Raw genomic sequence first — 699 nt, 5'->3', positions numbered from 1 at the left:
AAAGAGGGTATTTCAATGAACATCATCCAATGCCATGCGCCTACCAACGACTACAATGAAGACGCTAAAGATCAATTCTACAATAGGCTGCAGTCAATCGTCGAGAAGTGCCCAACAAAGGACCTGACCATTCTGATGGGAGATTTCAACGCCAAGGTTGGAACGGACAACACTGGATATGAAGACATCATGGGACGACACGGACTGGGAGAAAGAAACGAAAATGGTGAGAGATTTGCAAACCTATGTGCCTTCAATAAGCTGGTCATAGGCGGCACCATATTCCCACATAAACGCATACACAAAACCACATGGACTTCACCGGATCACTCTACACAAAACCAAATCGACCATATTTGCATCAACAAAACGTTCAGGAGGACTATAGAGGACGTGAGAACCAAGAGAGGAGCTGATATAGCATCAGATCATCACTTACTGGTCGCCAAGATGAAATTGAAACTCAAGAAGCACTGGACAACGGGGCAGACAGTATCACAAAAGTTCAATACGGCCTTTCTCCAGGATACTAGCAAACTCAACAAATTCAAGATAGACCTCAGCAACAAGTTCCAGGCCTTTCATGATCTACTCAATGGAGAAGGAACTCCTGTGGAGAGCAACTGGAAGGGGATCAAAGAAGCAATCACTTCAACATGTCATGAGGTCCTGGGTCACAAGAAGCACCACCACAAGGAA

1 protein-coding gene is annotated in these 699 nt (G+C 45.1%); it reads left to right on the top strand.

Annotated features, from left to right (window positions below):
• Positions 1–15: 15 nt before the first annotated feature.
• On the top strand, positions 16–699 hold a 684-nt coding region (locus DF185_RS24785), incomplete at its 3' end, for an endonuclease/exonuclease/phosphatase family protein (protein ID WP_165836114.1).

The organism is Marinifilum breve, assembly GCF_003202155.1.
In the GTDB taxonomy this organism is placed as follows: Bacteria; Bacteroidota; Bacteroidia; order Bacteroidales; family Marinifilaceae; genus Marinifilum; species Marinifilum breve.
This window is presented reverse-complemented; position numbering and strand designations above follow the sequence as displayed.